This window comes from Pseudomonas sp. PAMC25584, assembly GCF_058135675.1.
Genome location: NZ_CM176870.1, coordinates 1592039 through 1613863, shown reverse-complemented (window position 1 = coordinate 1613863; position 21825 = coordinate 1592039). Strand labels below are relative to the sequence as shown.

The window sequence follows — 21825 nt, the reverse complement described above, 5'->3', positions numbered from 1 at the left end:
GCCTACCTGTCATAAAGCTCGTGCAGAGTGATCTGCGCGCACTACCCGCTTGCCAGGAGTCTTACGACATGAGGCCAGAAATCGCTGTGTTGGATATACAGGGTCAGTATCGGGTTTACACGGAGTTCTATCGCGCGGACGCGGCTGAAAAGACCATCATCCTGGTCAACGGCTCCATGGCCACCACGGCGTCCTTCGCCCAAACCGTGAAAAGCCTGTACCCGCAGTTCAATGTGGTTTTGTACGACCAGCCCTACGCCGGTCGCTCCAAAATCCATAACCGCCATGAGCAGATGCTGACGAAGGAAGTCGAAGGCCAGATCCTCCTGGAACTCATCGACCACTTCGCCGCCGAACACGTGCTGTCGTTCTCCTGGGGCGGCGCAGCCACCCTGGTCGCCCTCGCCCAGCGCCCGCGCCGCGTGGAAAAAGCCGTGATCAGCTCATTCTCGCCGGTGATCAACGCGCCCATGCGCGACTACCTCGAACGCGGCGTCGACTACCTCGGCAACCTCGACCGCGACCGCGTCGGCCACCTCGTCAACAGCACCATCGGCAAACACCTGCCGTCGCTGTTCAAGCGCTTCAACTACCGCCACGTCAGCAGCCTGGCCGAGCACGAGTACGGGCAGATGCACTTCCACATCAGCCACGTCCTCAATAGCGACCGTCTGTGCTACCTCAAGGCCGCGCGCCAGATCAGCGTGCCGGTGCTGTTTTTGAACGGCGAATGGGACGAATACACCAGCGCCGAGGATGCCCAGTTGTTCGGGCAATACGTGACGAACAGCAGCTTCAGCACAATCCAGGCCACCGGGCATTTTCTGGACATGGAACACAAAGCCGCCTGCCGCGACAGCCGGGACGCCGTGGTGGGCTTTCTGAAGCCTGCGCGGCAGGCCAGCCGATTGCGCTATCACCCGAGCCAGACGCAACATGCCTTTGCACTCTGAAACACAGCCGACTGCAGGAGCGAGCATGCCCGCGCCTACAGTCGGTCGGCGCGTCGCCTACGCAAACACACGCAACCTGCACATTTTTCGAAGAAAAACTTCAAATCCCGGCGCACATCTGGTACAAAGTCAGCCGCTCTGAGCGGGTGTCGTATAATGGCATTACTCCAGCTTCCCAAGCTGATAACGAGGGTTCGATTCCCTTCACCCGCTCCACTCAGATATTGGTCTCGCGTCAGGATGGTTTTGACGGGAGATGTAAAAAACCGGTCCTTGGTGGCCGGTTTTTTTATGAGTGAAATTTGCGCTCAGCGCTTCCCTACCTTTCCAGCCTCCCAAAATAGCGCCCACTAAAAACCTGTACAAATATATTTTTATGTACAACTATCACACCTTGAACGTCGACACTCAGCCCCACACGATCAAGGAGCCGGTCCATGGCACGCCTACTGATTTCACTGTTTCTGGTATTGAGCCTGAGCAGTTGCGGCAACGTAGAGGTCGACCACTACGCCGACCAGCAACCGCAGTTGGACCTGGAGCGTTTCTTCAGCAAACCCGTCAAGGCCTGGGGCATATTCCAGAAGCGTTCGGGGGAAGTGGCCAAGCGCTTTGAGGTGGATATCGCCAGCCGACGCGAGGGCGATGCTTTGATTCTCGACGAGCGTTTTCTCTACAGCGATGGCACGCGCCAGCAGCGGGTGTGGACGTTGACACCGGATGGCCCCGGGCGCTGGCGCGGGCGCGCGGGTGATGTGGTTGGCGAGGCAATTGGCGAGGTCGCCGGCAACGCATTGCGTTGGCGCTACCGCCTCAACCTGGCGGTGGATGGCTCGGTTTACGAAGTCGGTTTTGACGATTGGATGTACTTGATGGACGAAGACACGTTGATCAACCGTTCGAGCATGACCAAGTTTGGCGTCGAATGGGGCCAGGTCACGCTGTTCTTTCGTCGCCAATGAACGACCCACTGCGAGGGTGAATCATGAATATGCAAATGCTGACCGAACTGGCCGTGAAGGGTGAAGTACGCGAGTTGGAACTGCTGTCGCTGGAGGGCGGTTTCTACATCGCACGCGTCAGGCTCGAGCATACGGCGATGACGCTGCTGGACGAGGATGCGAAGCCGATGCGCATCGGCTCCACCACGCATTTGCGCGACCTGTTGCAACGGGTTCCGCCGTTTCCGTGTGTGCTGGTGCAGCACTGCGTCCACGATGAAATGTGCGGTACACGTGAAGGCCCCATCGGTGCGTTGCGTGTTCCGTTTACGTTGGCCCAGTCCTTCTAAGGCGCGTTTCATTCTTTGGCTGACCTTCCCGGCCAGGGAAGATCAGCCTAGTGCCTTGCGCGAAAGAACTTACTCGGCTTAATCCACACGGTCATCACAGACGGTTATCTATGCTCCAGGGCCGCCAATACGTGACCAGGATCATTGTAGAGGGCACGCAATAATGCCCTTGCCGGTCCTTCAGGTTCACGGCGCCCCTGCTCCCCGTTCTGAAGCGTTCCCACGGGCACATCAATCGCCTTCGCAAAGCGCGCTTGCGAAAGCCCCGTGAAAAAGCCGTTCGGGGTTCCTCGTGTCGGCGGCGCTCAAGGTGCTGCAACAGGATCGCTAGCTGCAACTCAAGCAAAGTCTGAATGCAGCAGCGCCTGCGTAGCGGGATGATGTCGCCCTGTCCAACCCGCAAGACCGGGATGATTGCCATGCTTGAACCTGAACACCGAACGCCAAAACCCGTACTGCGCCAAGTGCTCGGCTGGGTGCTGGTATTGCCCTTGCTGGTCGCTCTGGTAAGGCTTCCGTTTCCCCTGGGGCTGGTCCTGGCGCTCGGGTCGATCGTTGCGTCCGCGTATGGCGTCAGGTTTGCCAGGCGCCATGCCAGCCGGCGTGTGATGGTGCTGGCGTTGATCGGCACCCTACTTAACATCGTCTCGATGGTTGTGCTGGGGACCGCTTCGCCACTCATGGCGCTCCATGACCTTTCATGGCCTTATTGGTATCACTCTCTTGCCGATTGGATTTACTGGAACGTCTAAGGTGGCGGAGAATTCGACCGCAAGAAACGCAGTTTCCAGTGGAATGGGTTGCTCTAGACTGAGCCATCACCCACTCGCCCAGGAGCCCGCTCATGCCCTACGAATACACACTCATGCCCTCCCCCGTCGGCGAGCTCACCCTGGTGGCGCGCAATGGCAAACTCAACGCCATCCTGTGGGAATGCGAGCGCGCCAACCGTGTACGCCTGGGTGAATTGCACGAGGCCAATCACAACCCCGTGTTGCTGGAAACCGCGCGCCAGTTGCAGGAATACTTCGCCGGCGCCCGTCATCAGTTCGAGCTGGAACTGGACTTCACCGGCACCGACTTTCAGAAGCAAGTCTGGCAGGCACTCCTGACCATCCCCTTCGGCGAAACCCGCAGCTACAGCCAGATCGCCCAGCAGATCGGCAACCCGAAAGCCGTGCGCGCAGTGGGCGCGGCCAATGGGCGTAATCCAATTTCGATCATTGCACCGTGCCATCGGGTCATTGGCGCGTCGGGCAGCTTGACCGGGTTTGCCGGCGGGCTTGCGGCCAAGCAGTATCTGCTCGCACTGGAAGGCACAGGCCAGGCAGAAATGCGGTTCTGAGTGCGCCGGCGACCGACCAGAACCCGGCATAAAAAACGGCGGTGGGATGAGCTCCGACCCTGAGGTATCCCCGATTTTTCTTACCGAAAATCAAGAAGTAGGAACATTGAAGAAGCCTACATGAGTCGGCAACTTGGTTTGCACCACACAAAAACAAGAAACCGAACCCATACAGGCCACCCGTTTTTTACACAGAGCGCTCGCTCAAGCACTGCCTTCAATCCATTCTCGCCGCCTGACAACGCTGATGAGTTGTGTCAGTTCGTTACTACAAGGCCGTCGCCTGACGCTGACAGCGCTGGGACGTTTTATGCCAGGTCAGGCGTATCTAAAACACGCGATCAAGCGAGTGGACCGATTGTAGGGTAATCAACACCTGAGAGCAGAGAGGCCACTGTTCTATTGGGTGATGCTGCAGGCATTATTGGGCTCCCTGAAGCATTCTTTAATTTTGGTCGACTGGTCGAGAATTGATACACCTGGCGACGCCTTTTTGTTGAGGGCTGCAGTCCCGTTTGCGGGGCGCTCGTTTCCTATTTATGAAAGCGTTCATGAGCGCTAGAGTTGCCCAAAATATCAAAGCCGCCTGATCAAAATGTTGGCTGAATTACTGCCTGATGGATGCGTTCCAGTCCTGGTCACTGATGCCGGTTTCCGGCGCCTCTGGATGAAGGCCGTAGCGGCGCAGGGCTGGTATTACGTGGCCCGAATACGAAGTCGTGAGCTCTATTGTCGCGAAGAAAATGACTGGCAACCGGTGAAAAATTTGTACGCTCTGGCTACCTCATCACCTAAGGAAACTCCGATCAACATCGCGGTGAGCGTGCTGTTAGTCGAAACAAACACGACTTTCAGCGTTGCTTAACACACAAAGGCCCGTCGGCACTGCTTCGTCGGGCTTTTCAGCCCAGATCCCCGCGTTACACGCGTAACTCGCCCATACCCATCAGCTGTTTTCGAGCCATCCAAAGGTTCGACAGAGCAAACAGCATGGTCAGTTGAGCGGTGTTTTTCATCAGCCCACGAAAGCGTACTTCCACATAACCAAACTGGCGCTTGATCACCCAAAACGGATGCTCGACCTTGGCCCGCGTCAGGGCTTTGCAGTACTCGAATTTGCGCTTGGCCTTGTAGAGTCGGCTCCGTTTATTCAGTCGTGAATAAGTGCTACGTCGCGCCGCGATCTGCCAGATCACTTTACGATTTTCGTGCTCATCACGCTTCTCGACGCCGGTGTAACCAGCGTCTGCATAGACCGCGCTTTCCTCGCCATGTAGCAGCTCAGCAACTTGGGTTACGTCAGCCACATTCGCGGCTGTGCCGTGGACGTGATGAACCAATCCTGACTCTGCAGCCGCGCCAATATGGGCCTTCATTCCAAAGAAGTACTGATTACCTTTCTTGGTTTGTTGCATCTCGGGATCGTGCTTTCCCTCTTCGTTTTTGGTCGAACTAGGAGCGTGAATAATGGTGGCATCGACGATGGTGCCCTGGCGCAGCGACAGACCTTTTTCCTGCAAGCAAGGATCGCAGGTTCGAGTTGATGCGTCTCCAGCAAGTGCCGGAAGTTCATGATTGTGGTGTCTTCAGGGATCGGCGCGCTTAATGTAAGGCGGGCGAACTGACGCATGGGAGTGATTTCATAAAGCGCTTCTTCCATGGCCGGGTCGCTCAGCGAGAACCAGTTTTGCAGCAAATGGATGCGCAACATGGTCTCCAGCGGATACGGTTTACGGCCACCACCAGCCTTCGGGTAATACAGTTCGATCAACCCCAACAAACCACTCTAGGGCACCACCTGATCCATTTCGGCAAGGAAGCGTTCACGGCGGGTTTGCCTGCGCTTGCCGGCGTATTCAAAGTCGGAAAAGCTCATCTGGCTCATGCGTGGCTCGGGTCAGGTGGTGAAAGTGTATTTCAGCACATCTGAGGACTTGTTCGGAGTTTCCCTAAGTCGTTAGGCCGTGTCGAGATGACGCGTAGCGCCCCTCACTTCATCGGTTTTTACCGCGTCCGCCATTCAGCCAAGGGGCGCAAACACCAACGCGTTACGGGCTCAATTGCCAGAAGCAAACTCAGCCGGCAGTCCGCCAAACGTGAGCGCGAGCCGTGGTTACTTGCCAGTAACTTGTCGCAAATCGAGTGGAGCCCAGCAAAAATCGTGGCGATTTATAAGCGCCGTATGTAGATCGAAGAAGGCTTCCGAGACGTAAAAAGTGAACACCTGGGATTGGGTCTGAATCTGCATCGAAGCCATTGTCCAAAGCGCATCGAAGTATTGTTGTTGATTGCCATTTTGGCCAACTACCTCATCTTCTTAGCGGGGTTGCAGGCACGGGAGAACCAATTGGAGCGGCGCTATCAAAGCAACAGCCTCAAAGAAAGGCGAGTACTTTCATTGTGACGTTTAGACCTGGAGTATTGGCGCAGTTGCACTGATTTCGGTGACCGAGAACACTTGGAAATATTGGAGCATGCTCTGCGTGATGAGGTGCATCATCAGGCGCAGAGCTTGGAGTAAATTTGTGGGGATCCCTCAGGGTCAACCCCCTATTCCCATGGCCCGCTGGCATGCTGCTTTCGAAAAAGCTTTCCCTCTCAGTCAGAATCAATTTGCTCATGCTTATGGGGATATTTGTGCAAAGAGAATGAGAGTTTGAACGCGGTTCACTAGCCTGTCACAGAGAGGTAGAAATATCTCATTTCTAGGGTGCTAAATATTGTTAATTCAGATTGGCTATAGTGATAATCGAGAATTTTTATAAAGAACTGTTAATTCTTACAGTTTTCGGTTTTTTTCTTGGCACCCATACTGAAATCGCCCAATACGAAAATCACTAAGTGGAGTACATCATGGTCAGTTCTTATCGAAAAGGCTGGGCGGCAAGCTTTTTGTTTTCGCTCCTAATGCTGACGGTGAATAAGATGAACTATGCAAAAGCCATGTACGATTATGACGATCAGGACCTTGTAGCAGGTTTGCCAATCGCTGGTTGCATGGAGGAAAATAAATGGGAAGAAAGCTCGTTTCGGCCTATAGATGAATATAAACTTAATTTGGGCGCACTGGGTTTGCTTGCTAATAACAATAGGGTCGTATTTATCCCTGCTCCGATATACGATGCCATCATTGAATGCATAAGGTATGTGTATGGCAATAGCCCAATTCCTAATCGGAACAAGTTCTACGTCGAAGACAAAGTGGCTTTTCACATTGGGTTTGGTTTGTCGAATGGTAAATATGTTATTAGTTTTTTGTTTGCTAATGTTGCGCTCGTTAATGATTCACACATAGTAAATGTGTACACAAGAACACCCGCTTACCCTGGAGCTTGTGATGACGTGACAGACCCGGTTTCTAAAAAATGGTGCATGGGAGAGCTAAATTTTAAAAACGGCGATCCGACAAAAACCCATCTCTGTACCAATAGCTACCAAGACCCTTGCGGTTCACGATATATAAAAGGCATGGGAGGATATTACCCAGCAAATTAATTTCCGAAAATCACAGTAGGGGGTTCGCGTCCAAAATTTCAGGGCTGAAGGTGAAGAACTTGGGGGCTATTTTAGAAAAGTTTACCTATTGGTCTGTCAGACTCCTAACCGTGAACAAAATATGGGCTACCGAAGGAGTAAATGGTCTGGGTGGCCATCGTACTTTCATTGTGGTGTTTAGGCCTGGAGTATTGTCGCAGTTGCACTGGTTTAGGTGACCGAGAACACTTGGAAATATTGGAGCATGCTCTGCGTGATGAGGTGCATCATCAGGCGCAGAGCTTGGAGTAAATTTGTGGGGATCCCTCAGGCTCCAACCGCCGTTTTCCATATCAAGTACAGGCCTCAACCGTCGCCTTGATGGCCTTTGCCGTAGGTAGAGGCCAAGGCGCGAGCCTTTTGCAGACGCTCTTCGAGCTTGGGCAGCGTCTCATCCACCAGCGCCTTTATTTCCGGAACATCCGACGCGGCCCCTTCCTGTTTGAACAGGGCGATAGCGTCTTCATTTTCCTTGACCTGCTGCGCAGTGTAGGCGGCGTCAAAGGAGTCACCGTCCTTGAGCTCGGGCATCAGGGTTTCGGCTTTATCGACGATCTTCTCGCGCGGCGCCACGGGCAGGTCGAGCTTCTTGGCGATGGCCGCCAGGTGTTGGTTGGCCAAGGTGCGCTCGTTGATCACCTCGATGGTGTAGTCCTTGATTTCCTGGGACGAGGTTTTGGCGTGAGCCATGCGGCTGGTTTCGATATCGGCCATGCCTTTGGCCGACGCCTGCTCGATGAATTCAGCCGGCGACTGGGCGAAAGCACTGCTGGCGCCGAGGCCCAGCAGCATCGCGAAACTGGCGGTGCGTAACCGGATAGCCATGCGGCTCATGATGGGTTCCTCCAGGGCAAAAATAGGTGCGGGGACAGACACCCCGCTCTGGATTCGAATTTTAACAGCTGCAAAGGTTTAGAAAAAACTTGCCTGTGCGACGAACGGTCGTGGCCGCCTCAGGCCGGTTTACTGCCTAACAGGCCCGGCAACGCGTGGGCCAGCGCATTGATGGCGAAGCCGATAAACATCACCCCGCAGAGCTTGGTGATCAGGATTTCGTGACGCTGATACACCGTGCGCACCCGCTGTGCGCCCACCACGCCGATCAGAATCGCGTAGGCCAATAGCCCACCGATAAAGCTCAGCAAGATCAACGACGGCAGCATTGCCCAGGTCAGCAACTCGGCACGGCTGGACAGCAACGCGGTAAACGTGGCGACGGCCACCGGGTACGCCTTGGGGTTGGTCAGGCCAAACAGGATGCCGTGCCAGAACGGATGCCGCGCCGCGCCCTGGGGTGCATCACTGCTACGGCGCTGGGTACGGATCGCGCGCCAGCCCAGCCAGAACAGGTACGTGCCACTGAGCACGCCCAGCACATCAAACGCGCTGCTGCCGACTTCCCGCGCACCCACGATCGCAATCAGCGCGGTGCTGCACCACAGCACATCGCCGAGCAAATGCCCGCACAGAAAACCGGCCCCGGCGCGACGGCCCCGGGCCGCGCCAATACCGAACACGGCCAACACCCCCGGGCCCGGCGTAATGCCATAGATAAAACCCGAAGCGAGGACGGCAAGCAGCAAGGATGGGGTCATGGGCGCGACTCTGACAAACAGTTGAGAGGTGGAGGGATTCTGCACCTTCGCGCGCTACGGGTAAAACTTCATACCGGCATAAGGCTTGACGCGACAGGCTTGCAGGCGCGAGGCCAGATCACCGACATGGGCTTCGAGCTTGTGGCCATCGGGGTCGAGAAAATAGAACGAGGCGCCCTCGCTGCGGTTGTCGCGCCACTCCACTACGCCGGAGGCTCGCAGGCGTTGCACCAGCGCGGCGCAGTCGTCCGCGCCGACCGTAAAGGCCACGTGGGTGTATTCAGCCGCCGGCACCGACGGGCGCAGCGGGTCGAGGGACAGGCACAGCCACAACCCCGGCAATGACAGGTAGGCGCCGTTGTCCCAGGTGGCGTCGAGGCGAAGTTGCAGCAGGTCATGGTAAAAACTGACGCTGCGCGGCAAATCGGTGACGGCCAGGGTCAAGTGGTTGAGGCCGGTGAGCATGAAAACATCCTTTTCCGTTTCAACTCTGCGCAGACGAACGGCGCAGAAGCGTGCGCCAACTACGATGTAGTATGCTGCACTACATTCCACTACATCGAGGCACTTATGTCGGTTATGTCCTTACGCATACCTGAAGATATCGCCGATACGCTCGCCAGTCTCGCCAAGGCTACCGGGCGCAGCAAATCCTTTCTGGCGGTCGATGCCATACGTGAATACTTGACACGTGAAGCCTGGCAAATCGAGGAAATCCAAAAAGCCTTGCAAGAGGCCGACGCCGGTGATTTTGCGAGTACCGCTGACGTGAAAGCCATCGCTGACAAATGGCGTAAGCATGCAAGTTGAGTGGCTAAGAACAGCACTGCGCAACCTCGATGAAGAAGCCGCTTACCTTGCTCAGGAAAACCCCAAAGCTGCGCACGAATTTGTGCAGGCCATGCTAACGGGACTCGAGCGCGTGGCGGAGTTTCCCTCAATGGGTAAAGAGGGGCGTATTCCCGGCACTCGGGAATGGGTAGTGCCTAAATGGCCTTATATCGTTCCGTATCGTATTCGAGATGGACGGTTACAGGTCATGCGGATATTTCATACCCGACGCCAGCCACCAAAATCCTGGTAATACGGGTTTACGCACGCAATACCTTTTGCACCAGCTCCTTCAACCACTGCAACCCCGAATCCCCAACCCGCCGCGCATGCCACGCCAGCTCAAACGCAAACGACGGAATATGAAACGGCGGCGCCACGCCCGCCTGCGCACTGGCGACGGCGGGCTGATAAACGCTGGTGCGCAGGGCTCAGAGCTTGCCGGCGGCCAGCCGATGGATCTCGGCTTGCTCCACCACCGGCTGCGACGCGCCGTTACGCGCCGCCGCCAACATCGCACGGCCGACGGTCTCGGTGCTGACTACCCAGCCCGGCTTTATCCGACGCACCAACGAGAGCAACGGCCCAAGCACGGTATAGAAGGCCTGGTACAACGGCGTCTTCGAACGCACGCCGTGCAACGGCTGAATCACCCCCGGCCGGAACACATACACCGCCTTGAACGGCAGGCGCAGCAAGGCATTCTCGGTCTTGCCCTTGACCCGCGCCCACATCGACTGGCCCGCTTCGGAACTGTCGGTGCCGGCGCCGGACACATAGATAAACGTCATCTGCGGATTGAGCCGCGCCAGGGTGCTGGCGGCGACCAGGGTCAGATCATAGGTGAGATGGGTGTAGCGGGTTTCATTCATCCCCGCCGATGAAACACCGAGGCAAAAGAAACAGGCATCGAAGCCTTGCAGCAGGTTCTCCAGCGGTTGAAAATCCAGCATGTCCGTGTGCAGCACCTGATGCAGTTTGCCGTGCTCCTGCGTCAACGGCGTGCGGCCGACGGCGACGACTTCCTGCACGTCAGCGGCCAGCAGGCACTCGCGCAGAACGCCCTGGCCGACCATGCCGGTGGCACCGAATAACAGAACTCTCATCAAATCCCCCTTCATCCCGCTAGTTTTGCCTAGCCGACAGACAAATCGTTTGAACGCTATCGGCACATCCGTTTGCACGCTGACACCTTACCCAATCCCGTGATGCACAACCTCAATAAATTGCATGCGCTCACCCCCACAAAAATCACCACATACGAAAGCGACACAACCGAACACGCCTTTGATACACCAGATACAGCTTTAGAAGGCATCTGTTGGGATGTCCATTCGCCATCACAAAAAGTAGGACCTTACTCACGCCAAAAACTCCATCTGGAGTAGCGCGCAAAGGAAACACCTGACTTATCTCACAAGGTTTTCCCCGTTACTGTTTTTCGCCAATCTCCAAGGACGAATAAAAAATGGAAAATACATCGCTCACGAACAAATTCTCAAACTACAAAAAACTAATCGAGTTAGCTGAAGCAGACTGGCATTCAGCGAAGACAGGCCGAATATGCCAACTCAACGTCACCGTCAAAAACAATAACTACCTGACCGACCAGCATGGACGCGAATTCCATCATTTCTGCACAACCTCATATCTCGGCCTTGATTACCATGAGGACATAATAGAGGGGGCTATTGGCGGTATAAGGGAAGCCAAAACCCTTCGAATTGCAAACTCAAAAAACCGATGCAAACTTGAAATTCTGGAACGGTACGAACTGGCGCTTTCGACTCACTTCGATTCGATCTGTTTGAGTACTTTATCTTGCAGCTCGGCCAGTTCCGGCCTGCTCCCCTTACTCGCCAGCGGGGCGTTTACAAATAACTGTCCACCCACGATGGTGTTCGACAAGCAATCTCACTACTCCATGAATCATATTAAAGCCTCATGCGCTGATGAGACCGAAGTAATAACAGCCCCCCATAATGACATCTCCTTCATAGAGGACTTATGTAAAAGACGAAAAAAAGTCGCTTACATAGGCGACGGCATATATAGCATGGGCGGAATTGCGGACATCGAGGGGTTACTTTATTTAAAAGCGCGTTACGGGCTATTTCTTTACATGGATGATTCCCACGCGCTATCAGCATTTGGAAAAAATGGAAGTGGTTTCATCCGACCACACATGCACACGTTAGACGATCAAACTTTAATTGTAGCCTCCCTAGGTAAGTCCTTTGGCGCTAGCGGGGGACTAATAATGTTGGGCAGCGAAAGACAAAAGAGCTCAATGCACCGATATGGGGGCCCTAGCAACTGGTCCCAAAGCCTAAACTCGGCAGCTATAGGAGCAGGACTAGCCTCAATAAAAATACATCAAACAGAAGAGTTACTTCTACTTCAAGAAAAACTACAAGTCAACATTAAATTATTTGATAGCCTATTACATACTGACCAATACGGTACGAGTAGCGCAATACGGCTGATTACCTGTGGTGAAGCGAAAAAAGCAAACACCCTCGCGACTCATCTTGCGGAAAAAGGCTTTTTTACATCCGCCGTATTTTTCCCGGTAGTACCAAGAGGAAAAGCTGCAATACGCGTCACTCTTCGGTCAGACATGGCCCCCACAACAATAATATTATTCTGCTCGCACCTAACCTCCCTATTGGACAAGTACGAAATCAATAGTTAATACTCCCCCCGACTAAAAAAGCAGCACCCACCTACTTGCATTGATTATTAAAACCCCTAAGAACTAGACACGATTAAAATCCTGATAACCATATAAGATTTATAACAACTCTCTCGAAATTTAGAGTGAAGGACGAGCCTATTGAAAAGCACCACACCCCTCACCCTCGCCTGCAGCGCCGCCTTCCTTTCCCAAGTCGGTATCAGCAGCTATTTGCCGGCGGTCCCGGCCATTGCCCAGTCCCTACCGGCGGCCGAAGACCACGTTGCCCTGGCCTTGGCAGTGTACCTGGTGGGTATGGCGCTTCCGATGTTGCTGTGGGGAAGCCTGGGCGAACGCTTTGGCAGAAAGCCAGTGTTGCTGGCGGCGCTGGCGGTGTATGCCTCGGCGAGTGCCGCGATTCCATCGGCGTTCAATGTTGAATCTTTTCTGGCGTTGCGCCTGATTCAAGGCCTGGGCGCGGGCGGCGTATCGGTGATGGCACGGGTGTTGGTGCGGGACAGTTTCAGCGGTGCGCTATTGGCCAAGGGCCTTTCTTGGCTGGGGATGACCTTTGTGATCGCGCTCGGCATCGGCCAGTTCGTGGGCTCGTTATTGCAGATAGCGTTTGGCTGGGAGGCAATCTTTTATGGTCTGGCGATCGGCGCCGTCATGTTGATGCTGGTGTTGCCACGCGTAATTTTTCCGACACTGCTGAAGGCCGATTCGTCGGCGTCAGCCTGGCGAATTTACACCCAAATTGTGCGACACCCCGCCTTCCTGCATGCGGCGTTGGCCGGCGGATTGGGGTATGGGGTGATCATTGCGTTCAACACCTGCGCGCCGCTGATTTTGCAGGGGCATTTCGAGTGGAGTGCCGCGCAATATGGCTGGCTGGGCTGGCCAATCAGCGGGGCGTATCTGGCGGGAGCGTTGATGGTCAATCGCTTCGTCGCGCACACGGGACGGTTGACGATGATGGGCTGGGGCGTGGCGTTAGTGTTGCTTGGTACCGCGATCATGCTGCTTGGCAGTGTGTTTGCCAGCGGGCTCGCATTGTTGCTGTGGTTACCCTATTGCCTGGCGGTACTGGGGCAGTCGATGAGTTACCCCATCAGTTTGTCCGTGGCCAATGATGAGTCACCGGTCAGCGGCTCCTATGCCATGGCGTTGAGTGGTTTTATACATCAGTTGATGGCGGCGTTGATCGGTGGCGTGGCAAGCCTGCTGGTGAGTCAGCAGGCATGGCCGTTGGCGCTGTTGTGTGTGGCTCTGGCGGGCGGCGCGTTTGTGTGCGTCGCACGCTGCCGGTCGGATCAGAACGCGCTGCGGAAAATCTCCTCAATCTGACGCTGATCCGCCCGCCGCGGATTGGTCAGCCCACACGCGTCCTTCAGCGCGTTGGTGGCCAGCAGCGGAATGTCCTGCAATTTGGCGCCCAGCTCACGCAGGCCGGCGGGAATTTCAACGTCCTTAGACAAAGCACGAATGGCCGCGATGGCGGCCTGGGCGCCCTCTTCTGGCGAGTTGCCGGTGATGTCCGCACCCAGCGCACGGCCGACGTCGCTCAGGCGTTTGGCACTGACGCTGGCGTTGAAACTTTGCACATGAGGCAGCAGCACCGCGTTGCACACGCCGTGGGGCAAGTCATACAGACCGCCCAGTTGGTGGGCCATGGCATGCACGAAGCCCAGAGAGGCGTTGTTGAACGCCATGCCGGCGAGGAACTGTGCGTAGGCCATGTTTTCCCGTGCGGCCTTGTCGCTGCCGTCGCGTACCGCCAGGCGCAGGTTGGCGCTGATCAGTTCGATGGCCTTGATCGCGCAGGCGTCGGTGATCGGCGTGGCGGCAGTGGACACGTAGGCTTCGATGGCGTGGGTCAGGGCGTCCATGCCGGTGGCGGCGGTGAGGCCCTTGGGCATGCCGACCATCAGGGACGGGTCGTTAACCGACAGCAGCGGCGTGACGTTGCGGTCGACGATGGCCATTTTCACGTGGCGGGTTTCGTCGGTGATGATGCAGAAGCGGGTCATCTCACTGGCGGTGCCAGCGGTGGTGTTGATCGCCACCAGCGGCAGTTGTGGCTTGCTGGATTGGTCGACCCCTTCGTAGTCGCCGATATGCCCGCCGTTGGTCGCGCACAGTGCGATGCCCTTGGCGCAGTCATGGGGCGAACCACCACCCAGGGACACCACGAAATCGCAGGCGCTCTGCTGCAGCAGCGCGAGGCCTTTCTCGACGTTGTCCACATTGGGGTTGGGCTTGGCGCCGTCGTAGATCACCGAGTCGATGTCCTGCATCGCGAGTTTTTCGGCAATCATGCGGGCCACGCCCGCCTTGGCCAGGCCGGCGTCGGTGACGATCAGGGCCTTACGGAAACCGTAGTTGCGAATGGCGACCATCGCATCGTCAAGGCAATCAGTGCCCATGATGTTGACGGCGGGAATGAAGAAGGTGCTGCTCATGGCTAATCCTCAGAGGCGTTATGCCGACAGCATCAACCGTCATCACATGGCCCATCTTGATCAGGATCAACCCACGCTCGTGATAAAGTCACCGCCCCGCCGATTTTGAGTAGACCCGCCGCAATGAAGGATTTCCAGGATATTGACGCCCACCTTGAAGACTGGAGCGCACTGCGCAGCGCTATCGACTTCAATGGGATTCTGATCGGCAACGGCGCCAGCCGGGCGATTTGGGAAGACTTTGCCTACGACTCGCTGTTCGAAAACGCACGCACCGTTGAAGAAAAACCCTTGAGCCAATCCGAACTGAGCGTGTTCGACGCCCTGCAAACCCGCAGTTTCGAGCAAGCCCTGAGCGCGCTGAAGACCACCAGCCGGGTCAACAAAGCCCTCGCAGTCAGCTCGGCGGCACCGCGCAATCGCTACTACGCGATCAAGGAAGCGTTGATCAACACCATCCACGCCGTACACATTCCGTGGCGCTTGGTGCAGCCATCGACGCTGGCGACAATCAACGCGGAGCTGACCAACTACGCCACGGTATTCACCAGCAACTACGACTTGCTCAACTACTGGGCGATCCTGCACACCCCCGGCATCGACGACCTGTTCCGCAGCGCCGACGCCAGCTTCGACCTGCGTGACACCCGCACCGACACCACGCGCATCCTCTACCTGCACGGCGGCCTGCACCTGGTGCGCAACCTCGACGGCACCGCACGTAAATTACCCACCACCGACAGCACCTTGCTCAGCAGTTTTGCGATCAACAACACGATCAAGACCCTGGACGACGTGCCGTTGTTTGTCAGTGAGGGCAAGGTGGAGGAGAAGCTCAAGACCATCCGCAGTTCGGATTATCTGTCGTTCTGCTATGAGCAATTGCTCGGCCACGAGGGTGCGCTGTGCATCTTCGGCCATGACCTGGGGCCGCAGGACAAACACCTGGTGGATGCGATTCGCCAGGCCAGGGTGACGACCCTCGCGATCGCGGTATCGGGGCGCAGTGATGGGTTTATCCGCCAGCAGAAGCGGCGGTATTCGCAGTTGTTTGATGGCAGCGGCGTGGCGTTGAGATTCTTTGCTGCGCGCACCCATGCGCTGGGCAATCCTGCACTGTCGGTGCCGGTCGAACGCTGAGGTCCTGAGCGCTCCCACAGGGTCAGCGTATTTGCCTGGAGACAAACGACAATAATTCTCGATATCATTTGCGACTTTTCTACGTCGTGCTTCGTCAAGAAGGATATCCATGTCGCGTCCCAAGCCCGACCCGCTGTCGGCCGATGCCTTTCGCGGGTTTTACGCAGATATCCTGTTTTTCCTGCGCAAGCGCACGGACAACGCCAGCGACGCAGCGGACATGACCCAGGATGTCTTTACCCAATGGCTGGACTACCGCGACCGGGCTAAGGTTGAGCAGCCGCGGGCGTTTCTGTTCCAGATGGCGCGCAACCTGTTGCGCGATCACTGGCGCAAACAGAAGGTGCGGCAGAGCGTCCACGCCGATCAGGCTGAAAGGGGTGCCGAGCCGGTCATTGACGCGCAGAACGAGCCCATGGCCGCAGCGCTTCGCCTGCAACGCCTGGAACAGTTGAAAGAAGTCCTCGCCGAACTCTCGCCCCGCAGGCGAGAAGCCCTTATGCTGCATCGCTTCGAAGGTATGAGTCAGGCACAGATATCCGAACGCATGGGCATTTCGATCAGCATGGTGGAAAAGCACATCGCGTTTGCCCTGCTGCATTGCAAGCGACGCCTTCAACCTGACCCCGGCACGGAGCAGCCAGCATGAACCGTCTGAGCGACATCGACGCCCTGGACATCGACGCGAGCGACGCCGTCGATGCCCAAGCCGCCAGATGGTTTGCACGTAACCGCAACGCCATGGGACGCGCCGACCGCAAGGCCTTTGCCGCCTGGCAGGCCGTGCCGGCCCATGCCCGTGCCTATGCCGAATTCGAACAGCTGTGGGCCGACCTTGGCCAATTGCAGCAACTGAACACACCCGTGGCGCTGCCCAAGCGCAAAACCGCGATCTGGCGCCCGGCCCTGGCCGTGGCTGCCGCCGTGCTCTGCGCCGTACTGGCCACGCCCGTCGGCGCCCCGCGCGAGCTGTATCACACCCAGGTCGCAGCCCACGCCAAAGGCATGCGCACCCTGAACCTGCCCGATGGCAGCAACCTCTACGTGAATGCCAACACCCGCCTGCGCGTGGACTTCAGTGCCCACCAACGCATCGTTCACCTGGACAAGGGCCAGCTGTATATCGAAGTGGCAGCCGACAAGGAACGCCCCCTGTACGTGCAAGCCGGCGAGGCGACGGTGCGCGTGGTGGGCACCGCTTTTGACGTGCGCCGCAGCCAGCAGCAGCTGGTGGTCAGTGTTGCCCACGGCCAGGTGGCGTTTGCGCCAGATGCGAAAAACCCGGTGGCATTGCTCGGCGCCCAGCAACGCGCCACCTTTGACTATGCCAAGGGCACCGTGCAACAACAAATTCTCACCGCCGAGGTGGTCGCCGACTGGCGCAGCGGGCACTTGTCGTTCCGCAATCGCGAACTGGCCAGCCTGATCGATGAATTGAGTTTGTACCGCCCCCAACCTCCGCTGCAGGTGAGTCACGCCGTGGCGCATCTAAAGGTGTCGGGCAATCTGGACGTGAATGACCCGGATGCCCTGCTCAACGCCCTACCCGCCTTGTTGCCGGTGAAAACCGTGACCTCGGCCGAGGGCATTGTCAGAATCGAACTGCGGAAATAGCCCCGAAACGGCCAACATGAGAATATTTTTCATTCGCATGTGTGGTTTTTTTCGCCTGCCCCGTCTTCCTCCTGATTGTGTTTGATACGCACACCTTTTTGGCTATTTGGCCACTCCGGTGAAGTGCGCCCCAGAAGTTGGACACCCATCCAACTCCTGGGGCTTTTTCATGAGCAAGTACACAACGCAGTTCAAGCTTTCCGCCATTACCGCCTTCCTGGAACGAGGCCGAGGCTTTCGCCATATTGCTGCTCGATTTCAAATGGACCCCACTTTACTTCGCCGTTGGGTGGAAGCTTACCGGCTGCACGGTGAGGCCAGTCTGAGTAGTACCGGTGGACGTTACAGTGCTTTGTTCAAGTTCTCCGTTCTGCAACGCATGTGGCGTGACTCCCTTTCTTTTCGCCGCGCAGCGGCACTCTTCAATCTGGGTGACTCTACCCAAGTGGGCAGATGGCAGCAGCAGTATTACAGTGGCGGTATTGAAGCCCTGGCCTCAGGGGAAAAAGGATCGAATACCGCTATGTCCAAGCTACCTGCTAAACCTCGAAAAACGGCCATTCCACTCACCGACCAAGAACGTGCTCACAAGGCTTTACTTGATGAACTCCAGTATTTGCGCATGGAGAACGCCTACCTAAAAAAGCTTGGGGAGTTAGGCGAGGCAGTGATGAGGCGCGAGAAAGAAGCGAAGAAAAAGCCCAATTAGTCTCTGAGTTGAGGCACAGCTTCCCCTTGGACCATTTGCTCAAGCTGGCTGGGCTCGCCCGCAGCACGTACTACTACCAACTCAAGGCGATGGACGGAGCAGACCGGTTCGTTTCGCTAAAAGCCTCTATCCAGAGCCTTCAAGACGAGCATAAGGGGCGATTCGGCTATCGCCGTATGACTTTAGCTCTGCGGAGCGACGGACAGTTGATCAACAGTAAAACTGTGCGGCGACTGATGGGGGAGTTGAGTCTGAAATGTACGGTGCGACCGAAGAAATACAGATCGTATCGAGGACCAATGGGAGAAGTATCGCCTAACATCCTGGCTCGTCAGTTCGAGGCTGAGCAACCGAATCAGAAATGGGTAACGGATGTCACCGAGTTCAAAGTGGCAGGCGAAAAGCTATATCTGTCTCCAGTTTTAGACTTGTACAACGGAGAAATTGTGGCCTATCAAACCGCCACGCGCCCCCAATATGCCCTGGTGGGCGACATGCTGGAACAAGCTCTTGAGCGCTTGCCTGAGGGCGTCAAGCCCATGTTGCACTCGGATCAAGGTTGGCACTATCGATACCCGAAGTACCGGGATCGACTAGAAAAAGCAGGGTTGGAACAGAGCATGTCACGCAGAGGAAACTGCTATGACAACGCCACAATGGAGAGCTTCTTCGGCACGTTGAAGTCAGAGTTTTACTACCGGGAAAGCTTCGAGAGTGTGGCTCAGTTGCAGGCTGGACTGGCTGAATACATCCATTACTACAACCATAAGCGAATCAAAACGAAACTTGGCGGACTGAGCCCTGTAGCGTACAGAGCCAGGTCCGCTGTAGCCTAACAATCACTGTCCAACTTTTGGGGCGCACTTCACCTCTGCTATCGGGAGCAAGCCCCCTCCCACATTGGCTGCGTGTTCAGCCTAGGTAATCGTCGGTACGCAGCAGGGTTTCCAGGCAGTGCTCGGTGATGTGATAGAAGTCCTTGAGTGCCTGAATCTTGTCCAGTAACTGCGCGTTGTCCACCGGTTCCGCGCGTTTGACCGCGAGGATCATCTTGTTCTTGTTGGTGTGTTCCAGGGAGATGAACTCGAACACCTTGGTCTCATAACCACAGGCCTCCAGGAACAAGGCGCGCAGGCTATCGGTGAGCATTTCGGCCTGCTGGCCCAGGTGCAAACCGTATTGCAGCATCGGCTTCAACAGCACCGGGCTCTGGATTTGCAGGCGGATCTGTTTGTGGCAGCACGGCGAGCACATGATGATCGACGCACCGGAACGGATGCCGGTGTGGATCGCATAGTCGGTGGCGATGTCGCAGGCATGCAGGGCGATCATCACGTCCAGCTCGATCGGTGCGACGCTGCGCACGTCGCCGCAGGTGAACACCAGCCCAGGGTGTTCGAGATGGGCGGCGGCGGTGTTGCACAAGGCAACCATGTCTTCGCGCAATTCAACGCCGGTGACCTCGGCCTCGACATTGAGGGTATTGCGCAGGTAGTCGTGGATGGCGAAGGTCAGGTAGCCCTTGCCCGAGCCGAAATCGGCGACGCGCACCGGTTGGTCCAGCCTCAGCGGTGATGCGATCAGCGCATGGCTGAACACTTCGATGAACTTGTTGATCTGCTTCCACTTGCGCGACATCGACGGGATCAGCGCGTGCTTGGCGTCGGTCACGCCCAGGTCGGCGAGGAACGGCCGGCTCAGGTCGAGGAAGCGATTCTTCTCGCGGTTGTGCTCGGCCGACGGCGCTTCACGCAATTGCTGCGGCTTGCTTTTGAACAGCGAGCTTTTGTTCTTCTTGCTGTATTCCAACTGGGCTTCGTCGGTCAGCGACAGCAAGTGTGCGTTCTTGAACGAGGCCGGCAACAACTCGGCAATCGCCGCCACGCCGTCGGCCACCGCGAAGTTCTTGGTGATGTCGCGGGTTTTGTAGCGGTACACAAAGGACAGGCAGGGCTGCTCCTTGACCGTCACCGCCTTGATGATCAGCCGTTGCAGCTCGGCGTCCTCACCGACGTACTTGGCCAGCACCAGTTTGATAAAGGCGTTGTGCATAAGGCTTGCGCTCAGCAGTTCGATGAACTGGGCGTGATGATCCGGCGCAGGGCGGGCAGGTTGAGCGGTGACAGACATGAACAAAACGCCTCGGGCTGGGAATGCCGGGCATTTTAGGGGGGATAGGGACTGAGGGCACGGGGTTATTTGATCAACGGTAAGATTGGGAGGCCCCACCGCAGATCCAAATGTGGGAGGGGGCAAGTCGAATCGTCGCACCGCCCCTCCCACATGGGTTATTCGAGCACGATCAGGCGATTGGGCAATTCATTACGCGCCTGCGTCACCGGCACATGCACCTTGAGCAACTCACCGCAGGCTTCGATGCAGGCAATGAACCCGGCCAACGTTTGCCCCTGTTTCACCTGTTGGGTAAACGCCTTGACGATGCCATCCCAACTGTTGTCATCCAGGCGCTTGGAAATCCCGTCATCCACCAGGATCTCCACATAGCGCTCGGCCTCGCTGACAAAAATCAACACCCCGGTGCCGCCCAGCGTGTGGTGCAGGTTCTGCTCGAGGAACTGCCGGCGCGCCAGGTTCGAGGCGCGCCAGTGGCGCACTGAGCGAGGGATCAAGCGGGTGGTGACTTTAGGCAGGCGAAACACCAGGCACAGCACGATGAACGTCGCCCACTGCGCCAACAACAAGGTGTACATGCTCAGGTAACCCGACAAGTAATGCACCACTCCCGGCACCACCAACGCAATCAGGCTGGCCCAGAGCAACGGGATATAGGCGTAATCATCGGCACGCGCGGCCAGCACGGTCACCAGTTCGGCGTCGGTCTGTTGCTCGACCCGGGCAATCGCTTCGGCGACCTGGCGTTGTTCGTGTTCAGTCAGTAGTGCCATGGTTGTAAACGCTCGTTTTTAGTTGTTGTCATCACCAGCCACCCGAAGCCCCGCCACCGCCGAAACCGCCACCGCCGCCGCGAAAACCACCGCCACCGCCGCCGCCCCCACCGCCACGACCGCTGCTGCTGAGAATCGCCAGCAGGATCGCCCACACCGGCAGGCCCAGGCGATTGCACAGCCACAACACGCCGATCAGCAGGATGAACAAGCCGATGGAAAACCCCGGATTATCCTTGGCGAAGTTGGCATCCGCCACGTGGGCCGGCACCGCCAGCGGCTCGCCGCCCACCACCTGGATCATCGCGGCGACGCCGTCGCTGATGCCCTGGCTGAAGTTGCCGGCCTTGAACTTGGGCGCAATCACCTGATTGATGATCACCCACGACTGCGCATCGGTCAGCGTGCCTTCCAGGCCATAGCCGACTTCGATGCGCAATTTGCGCTCATCGCGGGCAACGATCAGCAGCGCGCCGTTGTCCTTGCCTTTCTGGCCGATGCCCCACTGGCGCCCCAATTGATAACCGTAGTCTTCAATCGGCACGCCCTGCAGGTCAGGCACGGTGACCACCACGATCTGGGCGCCACGGCTTTGCTCCAGCGCCTGCAATTGCTGGGTCAACTGCGTGCGCACCGCCGGGTCGATCATCTGCGCGGTGTCCACCACCCGCCCGGTCAACGCCGGGAAGGTCAACGCCGCCTGGGCCACGCCCGCGCAGGCCAACAGCCACAGCGCCAAGCCTATCCGTAATAAACGCATCGACACCT

The 21825-nt window shown here is 56.9% G+C and carries 22 protein-coding genes, 1 tRNA gene and 5 pseudogenes; 17 read left to right on the top strand and 11 right to left on the bottom strand.

Going from position 1 to position 21825, the window contains the following annotated elements; all coding sequences use genetic code 11:
- The first annotated feature begins 68 nt into the window (after positions 1-68).
- The 4 genes from ACS5Q8_RS07465 to ACS5Q8_RS07450 all read left to right on the top strand — a co-directional run bounded on the left by ACS5Q8_RS07465 (position 69) and on the right by ACS5Q8_RS07450 (position 2244).
- Positions 69-953 carry an alpha/beta fold hydrolase gene (locus tag ACS5Q8_RS07465; RefSeq protein WP_276196944.1) on the top strand — a complete coding sequence of 295 codons (885 nt, stop codon included), beginning with the start codon at positions 69-71 and terminating at the stop codon, positions 951-953.
- Between the two features lie 142 nt (positions 954-1095).
- Positions 1096-1169: transfer RNA gene (locus tag ACS5Q8_RS07460), tRNA-Gly, on the top strand.
- A 221-nt stretch (positions 1170-1390) separates the two neighbouring features.
- Complete coding sequence (locus tag ACS5Q8_RS07455) at positions 1391-1915, top strand: DUF3833 domain-containing protein (protein ID WP_276196943.1); 525 nt, start codon at positions 1391-1393, stop codon at positions 1913-1915.
- A gap of 23 nt (positions 1916-1938) precedes the next feature.
- On the top strand, positions 1939-2244 hold the full coding sequence (locus ACS5Q8_RS07450; protein ID WP_276196942.1) for a DUF6482 family protein: 306 nt from the start codon (positions 1939-1941) through the stop codon (positions 2242-2244).
- A 104-nt stretch (positions 2245-2348) separates the two neighbouring features.
- Here ACS5Q8_RS07450 and ACS5Q8_RS07445 read toward each other — a convergent pair.
- Positions 2349-2513 (bottom strand): annotated as a pseudogene (locus ACS5Q8_RS07445) (helix-turn-helix domain-containing protein); the annotation flags it as partial.
- Positions 2514-2663: 150 nt separating this feature from the next.
- Between ACS5Q8_RS07445 and ACS5Q8_RS07440 the strand changes: the two are divergent.
- The 3 genes and pseudogenes from ACS5Q8_RS07440 to ACS5Q8_RS07430 form a co-directional block, all read left to right on the top strand.
- Positions 2664-2996 (top strand): hypothetical protein, encoded by a 333-nt coding sequence (locus tag ACS5Q8_RS07440; protein ID WP_276197909.1) that lies wholly within the window; start codon positions 2664-2666, stop codon positions 2994-2996.
- A 92-nt stretch (positions 2997-3088) separates the two neighbouring features.
- A complete protein-coding gene (locus ACS5Q8_RS07435; RefSeq protein ID WP_276196941.1) occupies positions 3089-3589 on the top strand; it encodes a methylated-DNA--[protein]-cysteine S-methyltransferase in 501 nt (166 codons plus the stop codon).
- Positions 3590-3758: 169 nt separating this feature from the next.
- A pseudogene (locus tag ACS5Q8_RS07430) lies at positions 3759-4385 on the top strand (IS4 family transposase); the annotation flags it as partial.
- Between the two features lie 124 nt (positions 4386-4509).
- Here the strand turns inward: ACS5Q8_RS07430 and ACS5Q8_RS07425 are convergent.
- Positions 4510-5474: pseudogene (locus ACS5Q8_RS07425) on the bottom strand (IS5 family transposase).
- 48 nt (positions 5475-5522) lie between these two features.
- Here ACS5Q8_RS07425 and ACS5Q8_RS07420 point away from each other — a divergent pair.
- A pseudogene (locus tag ACS5Q8_RS07420) lies at positions 5523-6110 on the top strand (transposase); the annotation flags it as partial.
- Positions 6111-6442: 332 nt separating this feature from the next.
- Complete coding sequence (locus ACS5Q8_RS07415) at positions 6443-7084, top strand: hypothetical protein (protein WP_247405289.1); 642 nt, start codon at positions 6443-6445, stop codon at positions 7082-7084.
- Between the two features lie 345 nt (positions 7085-7429).
- Here ACS5Q8_RS07415 and ACS5Q8_RS07410 read toward each other — a convergent pair whose 3' ends face one another.
- The 3 genes from ACS5Q8_RS07410 to fos all read right to left on the bottom strand — a co-directional run bounded on the left by ACS5Q8_RS07410 (position 7430) and on the right by fos (position 9183).
- Positions 7430-7957 (bottom strand): DUF4142 domain-containing protein, encoded by a 528-nt coding sequence (locus tag ACS5Q8_RS07410; RefSeq protein WP_443695843.1) that lies wholly within the window; start codon positions 7955-7957, stop codon positions 7430-7432.
- 119 nt (positions 7958-8076) lie between these two features.
- Positions 8077-8718 (bottom strand): LysE family translocator, encoded by a 642-nt coding sequence (locus tag ACS5Q8_RS07405; RefSeq protein ID WP_465160010.1) that lies wholly within the window; start codon positions 8716-8718, stop codon positions 8077-8079.
- A gap of 54 nt (positions 8719-8772) precedes the next feature.
- On the bottom strand, positions 8773-9183 hold the full coding sequence (gene fos, locus ACS5Q8_RS07400; RefSeq protein ID WP_276196938.1) for a fosfomycin resistance glutathione transferase: 411 nt from the start codon (positions 9181-9183) through the stop codon (positions 8773-8775).
- 105 nt (positions 9184-9288) lie between these two features.
- On the opposite strand from fos, the gene ACS5Q8_RS07395 reads away from it, so the two are divergent.
- Positions 9289-9528, top strand: coding sequence for a CopG family ribbon-helix-helix protein (locus tag ACS5Q8_RS07395; RefSeq protein WP_247406968.1), 240 nt, complete (start codon positions 9289-9291; stop codon positions 9526-9528).
- Entirely contained in the window at positions 9518-9802 is a 285-nt protein-coding gene (locus ACS5Q8_RS07390; RefSeq protein WP_247406971.1) for a type II toxin-antitoxin system RelE/ParE family toxin, read from the top strand. The genes ACS5Q8_RS07395 and ACS5Q8_RS07390 overlap by 11 nt, the downstream gene beginning before the upstream one ends.
- A gap of 7 nt (positions 9803-9809) precedes the next feature.
- On the opposite strand, the pseudogene ACS5Q8_RS07385 reads toward ACS5Q8_RS07390, so the two are convergent.
- A pseudogene (locus tag ACS5Q8_RS07385) lies at positions 9810-9929 on the bottom strand (LysR family transcriptional regulator); the annotation flags it as partial.
- 51 nt (positions 9930-9980) lie between these two features.
- Complete coding sequence (locus ACS5Q8_RS07380; RefSeq protein WP_276196937.1) at positions 9981-10655, bottom strand: NAD(P)H-binding protein; 675 nt, start codon at positions 10653-10655, stop codon at positions 9981-9983.
- A gap of 362 nt (positions 10656-11017) precedes the next feature.
- On the opposite strand from ACS5Q8_RS07380, the gene ACS5Q8_RS07375 reads away from it, so the two are divergent.
- Together ACS5Q8_RS07375 and ACS5Q8_RS07370 are read left to right on the top strand one after the other, a co-directional pair.
- Positions 11018-12244, top strand: coding sequence for an aminotransferase class I/II-fold pyridoxal phosphate-dependent enzyme (locus ACS5Q8_RS07375; protein ID WP_465160009.1), 1227 nt, complete (start codon positions 11018-11020; stop codon positions 12242-12244).
- Positions 12245-12385: 141 nt separating this feature from the next.
- Positions 12386-13573 carry an MFS transporter gene (locus tag ACS5Q8_RS07370; RefSeq protein ID WP_276196936.1) on the top strand — a complete coding sequence of 396 codons (1188 nt, stop codon included), beginning with the start codon at positions 12386-12388 and terminating at the stop codon, positions 13571-13573.
- Here ACS5Q8_RS07370 and yiaY read toward each other — a convergent pair.
- Positions 13540-14688 carry an L-threonine dehydrogenase gene (gene yiaY, locus ACS5Q8_RS07365; RefSeq protein ID WP_276196935.1) on the bottom strand — a complete coding sequence of 383 codons (1149 nt, stop codon included), beginning with the start codon at positions 14686-14688 and terminating at the stop codon, positions 13540-13542. The two genes, ACS5Q8_RS07370 and yiaY, sit on opposite strands and share 34 nt — an antisense overlap.
- A 123-nt stretch (positions 14689-14811) precedes the next feature.
- Here yiaY and ACS5Q8_RS07360 point away from each other — a divergent pair, with 123 nt between their 5' ends.
- The 4 genes from ACS5Q8_RS07360 to ACS5Q8_RS07345 all read left to right on the top strand — a co-directional run bounded on the left by ACS5Q8_RS07360 (position 14812) and on the right by ACS5Q8_RS07345 (position 18987).
- Entirely contained in the window at positions 14812-15828 is a 1017-nt protein-coding gene (locus ACS5Q8_RS07360; protein ID WP_276196934.1) for a DUF4917 family protein, read from the top strand.
- 109 nt (positions 15829-15937) lie between these two features.
- Positions 15938-16477 (top strand): RNA polymerase sigma factor, encoded by a 540-nt coding sequence (locus ACS5Q8_RS07355; RefSeq protein ID WP_443695838.1) that lies wholly within the window; start codon positions 15938-15940, stop codon positions 16475-16477.
- Entirely contained in the window at positions 16474-17442 is a 969-nt protein-coding gene (locus tag ACS5Q8_RS07350; protein WP_443695836.1) for a FecR family protein, read from the top strand. Before ACS5Q8_RS07355 ends, ACS5Q8_RS07350 begins: the two co-directional genes overlap by 4 nt.
- 169 nt (positions 17443-17611) lie before the next feature.
- A protein-coding gene (locus tag ACS5Q8_RS07345; protein WP_465159113.1) for an IS3 family transposase occupies positions 17612-18987 on the top strand; the annotation gives its coding sequence in 2 pieces (ribosomal slippage) (positions 17612-18112 and positions 18115-18987; 1374 coding nt in all).
- A 76-nt stretch (positions 18988-19063) separates the two neighbouring features.
- On the opposite strand, the gene ACS5Q8_RS07340 is transcribed toward ACS5Q8_RS07345, so the two are convergent.
- The 3 genes from ACS5Q8_RS07340 to ACS5Q8_RS07330 form a co-directional block, all read right to left on the bottom strand.
- Positions 19064-20281, bottom strand: coding sequence for a class I SAM-dependent methyltransferase (locus ACS5Q8_RS07340; RefSeq protein ID WP_465160008.1), 1218 nt, complete (start codon positions 20279-20281; stop codon positions 19064-19066).
- A gap of 158 nt (positions 20282-20439) precedes the next feature.
- On the bottom strand, positions 20440-21057 hold the full coding sequence (locus ACS5Q8_RS07335) for a TPM domain-containing protein (protein ID WP_247408166.1): 618 nt from the start codon (positions 21055-21057) through the stop codon (positions 20440-20442).
- A 31-nt stretch (positions 21058-21088) separates the two neighbouring features.
- On the bottom strand, positions 21089-21817 hold the full coding sequence (locus ACS5Q8_RS07330; RefSeq protein WP_465160007.1) for a TPM domain-containing protein: 729 nt from the start codon (positions 21815-21817) through the stop codon (positions 21089-21091).
- Positions 21818-21825: the final 8 nt, after the last annotated feature.

Bases quoted from the DNA above. Each gene is read 5' to 3' on its own strand.
- ACS5Q8_RS07375 (WP_465160009.1), top strand. From the start codon at position 11,018: ATGGAAAATACATCGCTCACGAACAAATTCTCAAACTACAAAAAACTA.
- ACS5Q8_RS07435 (WP_276196941.1), top strand. From the start codon at position 3,089: ATGCCCTACGAATACACACTCATGCCCTCCCCCGTCGGCGAGCTCACC.
- ACS5Q8_RS07450 (WP_276196942.1), top strand. From the start codon at position 1,939: ATGAATATGCAAATGCTGACCGAACTGGCCGTGAAGGGTGAAGTACGC.
- ACS5Q8_RS07355 (WP_443695838.1), top strand. From the start codon at position 15,938: ATGTCGCGTCCCAAGCCCGACCCGCTGTCGGCCGATGCCTTTCGCGGG.
- ACS5Q8_RS07380 (WP_276196937.1), bottom strand. From the start codon at position 10,655: ATGAGAGTTCTGTTATTCGGTGCCACCGGCATGGTCGGCCAGGGCGTT.
- ACS5Q8_RS07440 (WP_276197909.1), top strand. From the start codon at position 2,664: ATGCTTGAACCTGAACACCGAACGCCAAAACCCGTACTGCGCCAAGTG.
- ACS5Q8_RS07415 (WP_247405289.1), top strand. From the start codon at position 6,443: ATGGTCAGTTCTTATCGAAAAGGCTGGGCGGCAAGCTTTTTGTTTTCG.
- ACS5Q8_RS07410 (WP_443695843.1), bottom strand. From the start codon at position 7,957: ATGAGCCGCATGGCTATCCGGTTACGCACCGCCAGTTTCGCGATGCTG.
- yiaY (WP_276196935.1), bottom strand. From the start codon at position 14,688: ATGAGCAGCACCTTCTTCATTCCCGCCGTCAACATCATGGGCACTGAT.
- ACS5Q8_RS07465 (WP_276196944.1), top strand. From the start codon at position 69: ATGAGGCCAGAAATCGCTGTGTTGGATATACAGGGTCAGTATCGGGTT.
- ACS5Q8_RS07405 (WP_465160010.1), bottom strand. From the start codon at position 8,718: ATGACCCCATCCTTGCTGCTTGCCGTCCTCGCTTCGGGTTTTATCTAT.
- ACS5Q8_RS07350 (WP_443695836.1), top strand. From the start codon at position 16,474: ATGAACCGTCTGAGCGACATCGACGCCCTGGACATCGACGCGAGCGAC.
- ACS5Q8_RS07335 (WP_247408166.1), bottom strand. From the start codon at position 21,057: ATGGCACTACTGACTGAACACGAACAACGCCAGGTCGCCGAAGCGATT.
- ACS5Q8_RS07390 (WP_247406971.1), top strand. From the start codon at position 9,518: ATGCAAGTTGAGTGGCTAAGAACAGCACTGCGCAACCTCGATGAAGAA.
- ACS5Q8_RS07360 (WP_276196934.1), top strand. From the start codon at position 14,812: ATGAAGGATTTCCAGGATATTGACGCCCACCTTGAAGACTGGAGCGCA.
- ACS5Q8_RS07395 (WP_247406968.1), top strand. From the start codon at position 9,289: ATGTCGGTTATGTCCTTACGCATACCTGAAGATATCGCCGATACGCTC.
- ACS5Q8_RS07330 (WP_465160007.1), bottom strand. From the start codon at position 21,817: ATGCGTTTATTACGGATAGGCTTGGCGCTGTGGCTGTTGGCCTGCGCG.
- fos (WP_276196938.1), bottom strand. From the start codon at position 9,183: ATGCTCACCGGCCTCAACCACTTGACCCTGGCCGTCACCGATTTGCCG.
- ACS5Q8_RS07455 (WP_276196943.1), top strand. From the start codon at position 1,391: ATGGCACGCCTACTGATTTCACTGTTTCTGGTATTGAGCCTGAGCAGT.
- ACS5Q8_RS07340 (WP_465160008.1), bottom strand. From the start codon at position 20,281: ATGTCTGTCACCGCTCAACCTGCCCGCCCTGCGCCGGATCATCACGCC.